The following is an 8252-nucleotide window of genomic DNA, read 5'->3' as shown; positions in this document are numbered from 1 at the left end:
GATAACGTGTCGATCACCGTGAAACTGATCAGCCCGATCGCTATGGAAGAAGGTCTGCGCTTCGCTATCCGCGAAGGTGGCCGTACCGTCGGCGCCGGCGTGGTTGCTAAGATCATCGCCTAAGAATCCTGCCAAAAAATACTAGCGCCCGACGCTGTTGGGTGCTAGAATTACGGATTCAGCAAGTTTGTTGTGAGTAAGTTTTACGTAGGGGCGTAGCTCAATTGGCAGAGCGTCGGTCTCCAAAACCGAAGGTTGGGGGTTCGATGCCCTCCGCCCCTGCCACCGAATTCTGGTGCAGGGCACCGAAAGTAAAATAAATGTCTAATCAATCCGTGCAAACCGTTGGCACGTCGAACGACAAGTTCAAAGTCGTGCTGGCCGTGGTTGCTGCGATTGCAGGCGTAGTCGGGTTCTTTTACCTGGCAGGTCAACCAACCCTGGTGCGGGCAGCTGCGCTTGTGGTTGGTTTGCTTATTTCCGCCGGCATTGCGTACACGTCTACCTCCGGCCGCGATTTCCTGAATTTTGCCAAAGAAGCCGTTCGCGAGACGAAAAAAGTCGTCTGGCCAACGCGTAAGGAAGCAACGCAAATCACGATGATCGTGTTTGCCTTTGTACTGGTCATGGCTGTGTTCCTTTGGGGCACGGATAAGTTGTTGGAATTCCTGTTGTACGACGTAATCCTGGGTTGGAAACAATAATGAGCGACAATGTGCAAGATAACGCGCCGGACAGTGTTCCGGCGCAAGACGCTGGCGCAGAGCTGAGCAAGCCAGTCAGCAACAAACGCTGGTACGTGGTGCACGCTTATTCCGGCATGGAGAAAAGTGTACAGCGTGCCTTGACCGAGCGCGTCGAACGCGCCGGCATGCAAGACCAGTTTGGCCAGATCCTGGTGCCGACCGAAGAAGTGGTTGAAGTGCGCAACGGCCAGAAGTCCGTGACCGAGCGCCGTTTCTTCCCTGGTTATGTGCTGGTGGAAATGGAAATGACCGATGAAACGTGGCACCTGGTGAAGAACACCAGCAAAGTCACCGGTTTCATTGGCGGCAAATCGAACAAGCCGACCCCGATTCCTGCGCGCGAGATCGACAAGATCATGCAGCAAATGCAGGAAGGCGTGGAAAAGCCCCGCCCGAAAGTGCTGTACGAAGTGGGCGAGCAAGTCCGCATCAAGGATGGTCCGTTCACCGACTTCAACGGCAACGTCGAGGAAGTCAACTACGAGAAATCCAAAGTGCGCGTCTCGGTCACCATCTTCGGCCGCGCCACCCCTGTCGAACTCGAGTTCGGCCAGGTCGAGAAAGTCTAAGTATCAAGCGCCCCACGGAGCGCGGCTCCGGCTAAATCTGCGAAACAAGAGGAGCCCTGCCAGGTTATTTGACCAGGTGGGGCGCTACTACTCAATCCAACGATAGGAAGTGCCCAAATGGCAAAGAAAATCATTGGCTTTATCAAGCTGCAAGTACCAGCAGGTAAAGCAAACCCATCCCCTCCAATCGGTCCAGCGCTGGGTCAGCGCGGTCTGAACATCATGGAATTCTGCAAAGCGTTCAACGCGCAGACCCAAGGTATGGAGCCAGGCATGCCGATCCCAGTCGTGATCACCGCATTCGCTGACAAGTCCTTCACGTTCGTGATGAAGACCCCTCCAGCGACCTACCTGATCAAGAAGCACTCGGGCGTCACCAAAGGTTCGCCGAAGCCACACACCGACAAAGTCGGTAAGCTGACCCGCGCTCAAGCTGAAGAAATCGCAAAACTGAAAACCCCGGACCTGACCGCTGCCGACCTGGACGCCGCTGTGCGCACCATCGCTGGTTCCGCTCGTTCGATGGGCATCACGGTAGAAGGTGTGTAATCATGGCAAAACTGTCCAAACGCGCTCAAGCCATCAAGGCTAAAGTAGACCGTACCAAAGTGTACGCTTTCGACAACGCTGTCGCCCTGGTTAAAGAACTGGCCACCGCCAAGTTCAACGAATCGATCGACGTGTCCGTGCAACTGGGCGTGGATCCGAAGAAGTCGGACCAGGTTGTTCGCGGTTCCGTCGTGCTGCCAGCTGGCACCGGCAAAACCGTTCGCGTTGCTGTGTTCGCAACCGGTGACAAGGCTGAAGCTGCTAAAGCAGCCGGCGCCGACGTGGTTGGTATGGAAGACCTGGCTGAGCGTGTTAAAGCCGGCGACATGCCTTTCGACATCGTCATCGCTTCGCCAGACACCATGCGTATCGTTGGTACCCTGGGTCAGATCCTGGGCCCACGCGGCCTGATGCCTAACCCGAAAGTTGGCACCGTTACCCCTGACGTCGCTACCGCCGTGAAAAACGCGAAAGCCGGCCAGGTTCAGTACCGTACCGACAAGGCAGGTATCATCCACGCAACGATCGGCCGCAAGTCGTTCGCCGATGCCGATCTGAAGAGCAACCTGGTTGCCCTGATCGACGCGCTGAACAAAGCCAAGCCAGCATCGTCGAAAGGCGTGTACCTGCGTAAAGTAGCGATCTCGTCGACCATGGGCGCTGGCGTCCGTGTTGACCACGCTGGCCTGTCGGCTTAAGTTTTAAAGAATCAAGTCCTCGCTGCTGTACAGCACGCGGGGCGCATCTTTGGGCTGGTGACGGCGCGCAAGCAACGTCACCAGGCAATCAAAGACCGTTGGGCTCGAAGCAGCAGGCAGGCTTGGAGTTAATCGCCGCGAGGCGCCCAACGCAGATGGTGTACCCGATCAAGTTTTGCAGTCCATTGGACTCCTAACCTCGGACGCCGTTGTTCGAACCGATACCGGGCACTTGCCCAGTATCATTTAAGGAGGTTGACCGTGGGTCTCAATCTGAATGACAAAAAGGCCGTCGTCGCCGAAGTTTCCGCAAAAGTAGCAACTGCGCAAACCGTGGTCGTGGCCGAGTACCGTGGCATCCAGGTTGCTCACTTGACGCAACTTCGTGCTAAAGCGCGTACCCAAGGCGTGTACCTGCGTGTTCTGAAGAACACGCTGGCTCGCCGTGCGGTAGAAGGTACGCAATTCGCCGCCCTGGCCGACAGCATGACCGGTCCGCTGATCTACTCGATCTCGGATGACGCCGTTGCAGCAGCTAAAGTCCTCAACGACTTCGCTAAAACCAACGACAAACTGGTTATCACGGCTGGTAACTACGCCGGTAAACAGCTGGATAAAGCTGCTGTTACCGCGCTGGCGAGCATTCCTAGCCGTGAAGTCCTCATCTCGCAGCTGTTGGGCGTTATGCTGGCTCCGGTGTCGGGCTTTGCACGTGGTCTGGCTGCTCTGGCAGCGAAAAAGAGCGAAGGTTCGGAAGCTGCTCCTGCAGCCGAAGAAACCGCTGCAGCTTAATAGCGCGCTGTTTTTCTCAAGTAAACAATTCTGTAGCATACAAATAAATTAGGAGTTTCAAATGGCAATTTCCAAAGACGACATCCTGGCAGCAGTTAGCGAAATGTCCGTAATGGACCTGAACGAACTGGTCAAAGCTTTCGAAGAAAAATTCGGCGTGTCGGCAGCAGCTATGGCTGCTCCAGCAGCTGGCGGCGCAGTTGCTGCTGCAGCTGAAGAGCAAACCGAATTCAACCTGGTTCTGGCCGAAGTTGGCGCGAACAAAGTTGGCGTGATTAAAGTTGTTCGTGAAATCACCGGTCTGGGCCTGAAAGAAGCCAAAGACGTAGTGGACGGCGCACCTAAGACCGTTAAAGAAGCTATGTCGAAAGCTGACGCTGAAGCCGCTAAGAAGAAGCTGGAAGAAGCTGGCGCCAAGGCTGAACTGAAGTAATCTTGTTGTACCGGCGGGTAGTTTAAACGCCGAGAGCCAAAGCCAGATACTCCTCCTGGAAGGGGGGAGTGTCGGCTTTGGCTCCTTTGTCGTCTGTATCGTATTCGTCGTACCGTATTTGTAGCAGTAAGTCACCTTGTTCGTATCACCGACCTGGAGACGATAGCGGATTGAGGTTTCACATGTCGATATGTGGATGCCCGGCCTGAAGGCCCGGAACCCATGTGGACTGTGGCTGAAACTTGAATTTTCTATCCTTTCCTGTCACTCACGGAGTGTCCATGCACTACTCATTTACTGAGAAGAAACGCATTCGTAAGTCTTTTGCGAAGCGCGCCAACGTCCACAACGTTCCGTTCCTGCTGGCGACCCAGCTCGAGTCCTACGAAAACTTCTTGCAGGAGCACACCGCTCCATCCACACGCAAGAATGAAGGCCTGCAATCGGCTTTCACGTCGATCTTCCCTATCGTCTCCCACAACGGCTTCGCCCGCCTGGAGTTCCTGTCGTACGTGCTGGGCGACCCCGCCTTTGACGTCAAGGAATGCCAACTGCGTGGCCTGACCTTCGCTTCCCCGCTGCGCGCGAAAGTGCGCCTGGTGATCCTGGACAAGGAATCGCCAACCAAGCCGGTGGTGAAAGAGATGAAAGAGCAGGAAGTGTACATGGGCGAACTGCCGCTGATGACGACGACCGGTTCGTTCGTCATCAACGGTACCGAACGTGTGATCGTTTCTCAGTTGCACCGCTCCCCTGGCGTGTTCTTCGAGCACGACCGTGGCAAGACCCACTCGTCCGGTAAGCTGCTGTTCTCGGCACGTATCATTCCTTACCGCGGCTCGTGGCTGGACTTCGAGTTTGACCCGAAAGACATCCTGTACTTCCGCGTCGACCGCCGCCGCAAGATGCCGGTCTCGATCCTGCTGAAAGCCATTGGCATGACGCCGGAACAGATCCTGGCGAACTTCTTCGTGTTCGACAACTTCCACCTGCGTTCGGAAGGCGGCGAGATGGAATTCGTCGCGGAACGCCTGCGTGGCGAAGTCGCGCGTTTCGACATCGTTGATCCGAAGACGGGCAAGACCATCGTCATGAAGGACAAGCGTATCAACGCCAAGCACGTGCGCGATATCGACGCCGCCGGCTTGAAGCACATCTCGGTTCCAGAAGACTACCTGCTGGGCCGCGTGCTGGCGAAAAACATCGTGGATCCGGAAACCGGCGAAGTCGTGGCCAACGCCAACGACGAGCTGACCGAAGAAACGCTGAACAAGCTGCGCGACGCCAACATCAGCGACATCCAGACCCTGTACACCAACGACCTGGACCAGGGCGCGTACATTTCGCAGACCCTGCGCATCGACGACACCGTCGACCAGACCGCGGCGCGCGTGGCGATCTACCGCATGATGCGTCCTGGCGAACCACCAACCGAAGAGTCGGTGGAAGCCCTGTTCAACGGCCTGTTCTACAGCCCTGACCGTTACGATCTGTCGGCCGTCGGCCGCATGAAGTTCAACCGCCGCATTGGCCGCGATGAACTGACCGGCATGATGACCCTGTCGAACGAAGACGTGCTGGCTGTGATCAAGATCCTGGTGGAACTGCGCAATGGCCGCGGCGAAGTCGACGATATCGATCACTTGGGTAACCGCCGCGTACGCTGCGTGGGCGAACTGGCGGAAAACCAGTTCCGCGCCGGCCTGGTGCGTGTTGAGCGCGCCGTGAAAGAGCGTCTGGGCCAGGCGGAAGCCGACAACCTGATGCCGCACGACCTGATCAACTCCAAGCCGATCTCGGCTGCTATCCGTGAGTTCTTCGGTTCGTCCCAGCTGTCGCAGTTTATGGACCAGACCAACCCGCTGTCGGAAATCACCCACAAGCGCCGTGTCTCCGCTCTGGGCCCTGGCGGTCTGACCCGCGAACGCGCCGGCTTCGAGGTGCGCGACGTGCACCCGACCCACTACGGCCGTGTCTGCCCGATTGAAACGCCTGAAGGCCCGAACATTGGTCTGATCAACTCGCTGGCACTGTACGCCCGCCTGAACGAATACGGCTTCCTGGAAACCCCGTACCGCAAGGTCGAAGGTTCCACCGTGACCGACAAGATCGACTACCTGTCCGCGATTGAAGAAGGCCGCTACATCATCGCCCAGGCGAATGCGACCATCAACGCCGAAGGCAAGCTGTCCGATGAACTGGTATCGGCCCGTGAAGCCGGTGAAACCATCCTGGTCTCGCCAGAGCGTATCCAGTACATGGACGTTGCGCCAGGCCAGATCGTGTCCGTGGCGGCATCGCTGATTCCATTCCTGGAACACGATGACGCGAACCGTGCACTGATGGGCGCCAACATGCAGCGTCAGGCTGTACCTTGCCTGCGTCCTGAAAAGGCGCTGGTCGGTACCGGCATCGAGCGCACCGTGGCAGTCGACTCCGGCACCACCGTGCAAGCGCTGCGTGGCGGTTTGGTGGACTACATCGATGCGGGCCGTGTCGTGATTCGCGTGAACGATGAAGAAGCGACCGCCGGCGAAGTCGGTGTGGACATCTACAACCTGATCAAGTACACCCGTTCCAACCAGAACACCAACATCAACCAGCGTCCGATCGTCAAAGTGGGCGACCGCGTGGCCAAGGGCGACGTGATCGCCGATGGCGCATCGACCGACCTGGGCGAGCTGGCTCTGGGCCAGAACATGACCGTGGCCTTCATGCCATGGAATGGTCTGAACTTCGAAGATTCGATCCTGATTTCGGAAAACGTCGTCAAAGACGACCGTTACACCTCGATCCACATCGAAGAACTGTCGGTGGTGGCACGTGATACGAAACTGGGCGCGGAAGAAATCACCCGCGACATCTCGAACCTGGCGGAAAACCAACTGGCCCGCCTGGACGAGTCCGGTATCGTGTACATCGGCGCCGAAGTGCAAGCCGGCGACACCCTGGTTGGTAAAGTGACGCCAAAAGGCGAAACCCAGCTGACCCCGGAAGAAAAACTGCTGCGCGCGATCTTCGGTGAAAAAGCGTCCGACGTGAAAGACACGTCGCTGCGCGTGCCGTCGGGCATGGTCGGTACCGTGATCGACGTGCAAGTGTTCACCCGCGAAGGCATCGTTCGTGACAAGCGCGCGCAACAGATCATCGACGATGAACTGAAACGCTTCCGCCTGGATCTGAACGACCAGATGCGTATCGTGGAAGGCGATGCCTTCCAGCGTCTGGAAAAGATGCTGATCGGCCAAGTCGTCAACGGCGGTCCGAAAAAGCTGGCGAAAGGCGCCAAGATCACCAAGGACTACCTGGACGATCTGGACAAGTACCACTGGTTCGACATCCGTCCGGCGGAAGACGCCGCTGCCGTTGCCCTGGAAGCCATCAAGGAATCCATCAACGAGAAGCGTCACCAGTTCGACCTGGCCTTCGAAGAAAAGCGCAAGAAATTGACGCAAGGCGACGAACTGCAACCTGGCGTGCAAAAAATGGTCAAGGTCTACCTGGCCGTGAAACGCCGCCTGCAGTCGGGCGACAAGATGGCAGGCCGCCACGGTAACAAGGGTGTGGTGTCCCGCATCGTGCCAGTGGAAGACATGCCCTACATGGCGGACGGTACGCCGGCTGACGTGGTGCTGAACCCGCTGGGTGTTCCATCCCGTATGAACGTGGGTCAGATCCTGGAAACCCACTTGGGCTGGGCAGCTAAAGGTTTGGGTATCCGTATCGGCGAGATGCTGGCTCAGCAGATCAAAGTCGAAGAAATGCGCAAGTACCTGACCACGGTCTACAACGAGACCGGCCGTCAGGAAGACATCGCGAACTTCACCGACGAAGAAATCATGGGCCTGGCGTACAACCTGAAGAAGGGTGTGCCATTCGCAACGCCGGTGTTCGACGGTGCGCACGAATCCGAAATCCGCCGCATGCTGGACCTGGCGTATCCGGACGAGATCGCAACCAAACTGGGCATGACCCCGTCGAAGAATCAGGTCACCATGTACGACGGCCGCACTGGCGAAGCGTTCGAGCGCAAAGTCACCGTGGGCGTGATGCACATGCTGAAACTGCACCACTTGGTGGACGACAAGATGCACGCGCGTTCGACCGGTCCTTACTCGCTGGTGACGCAGCAGCCGCTGGGCGGTAAAGCCCAGTTCGGTGGCCAGCGCTTCGGTGAGATGGAGGTGTGGGCACTGGAAGCGTACGGCGCATCGTACGTGCTGCAGGAAATGCTGACTGTGAAGTCGGACGACGTGAACGGCCGTACCAAAGTGTACGAAAACCTGGTGAAGGGCGATCACGTGATCGACGCAGGTATGCCGGAATCGTTCAACGTGCTGGTGAAAGAGATCCGCTCGCTGGGTATCGATATCGACCTCGAGCGCAACTAAGACACTGCACGCAGCCTGGCCATCCGCACCTGCGGTGGCCGGGCAAGTTTAAGAATTCATCACTACCTGGAGTG

8 protein-coding genes and 1 tRNA gene are annotated in these 8252 nt (G+C 57.4%); all 9 read left to right on the top strand.

Annotated elements, in window-relative coordinates; translation table 11 throughout:
- Positions 1 to 123: EF-Tu C-terminal domain-related protein (locus tag AC1RRC_RS31840; RefSeq protein WP_493059665.1), on the top strand; the 123-nt coding region annotated here is incomplete at its 5' end.
- Between the two features lie 86 nt (positions 124 to 209).
- Positions 210 to 285: transfer RNA gene (locus AC1RRC_RS31835), tRNA-Trp, on the top strand.
- A 35-nt stretch (positions 286 to 320) separates the two neighbouring features.
- The gene (gene secE, locus AC1RRC_RS31830) at positions 321 to 704 is read left to right on the top strand and encodes a preprotein translocase subunit SecE (protein ID WP_493059845.1); all 384 of its coding nucleotides are present in this window, start codon (positions 321 to 323) and stop codon (positions 702 to 704) included.
- Positions 704 to 1315 (top strand): transcription termination/antitermination protein NusG, encoded by a 612-nt coding sequence (gene nusG / locus AC1RRC_RS31825; RefSeq protein WP_493059843.1) that lies wholly within the window; start codon positions 704 to 706, stop codon positions 1313 to 1315. Before secE ends, nusG begins: the two co-directional genes overlap by 1 nt.
- Positions 1316 to 1432: 117 nt before the next feature.
- The gene (gene rplK / locus AC1RRC_RS31820; RefSeq protein WP_493059842.1) at positions 1433 to 1864 is read left to right on the top strand and encodes a 50S ribosomal protein L11; all 432 of its coding nucleotides are present in this window, start codon (positions 1433 to 1435) and stop codon (positions 1862 to 1864) included.
- A gap of 2 nt (positions 1865 to 1866) precedes the next feature.
- Complete coding sequence (gene rplA, locus AC1RRC_RS31815) at positions 1867 to 2562, top strand: 50S ribosomal protein L1 (RefSeq protein WP_154380668.1); 696 nt, start codon at positions 1867 to 1869, stop codon at positions 2560 to 2562.
- A 261-nt stretch (positions 2563 to 2823) separates the two neighbouring features.
- Positions 2824 to 3354 carry a 50S ribosomal protein L10 gene (gene rplJ / locus AC1RRC_RS31810; RefSeq protein WP_493059841.1) on the top strand — a complete coding sequence of 177 codons (531 nt, stop codon included), beginning with the start codon at positions 2824 to 2826 and terminating at the stop codon, positions 3352 to 3354.
- Positions 3355 to 3415: 61 nt separating this feature from the next.
- On the top strand, positions 3416 to 3787 hold the full coding sequence (gene rplL, locus AC1RRC_RS31805) for a 50S ribosomal protein L7/L12 (protein WP_493059840.1): 372 nt from the start codon (positions 3416 to 3418) through the stop codon (positions 3785 to 3787).
- A 281-nt stretch (positions 3788 to 4068) separates the two neighbouring features.
- Complete coding sequence (gene rpoB / locus AC1RRC_RS31800; protein WP_493059839.1) at positions 4069 to 8178, top strand: DNA-directed RNA polymerase subunit beta; 4110 nt, start codon at positions 4069 to 4071, stop codon at positions 8176 to 8178.
- The last annotated feature ends 74 nt before the right edge of the window (positions 8179 to 8252 follow it).

The organism is Pseudoduganella sp. GW821-FHT12E03 (genome assembly GCF_058807115.1).
The sequence above is the reverse complement of the archived record's forward strand: the minus strand, read 5'-3'. Positions and strand labels throughout refer to the sequence as shown.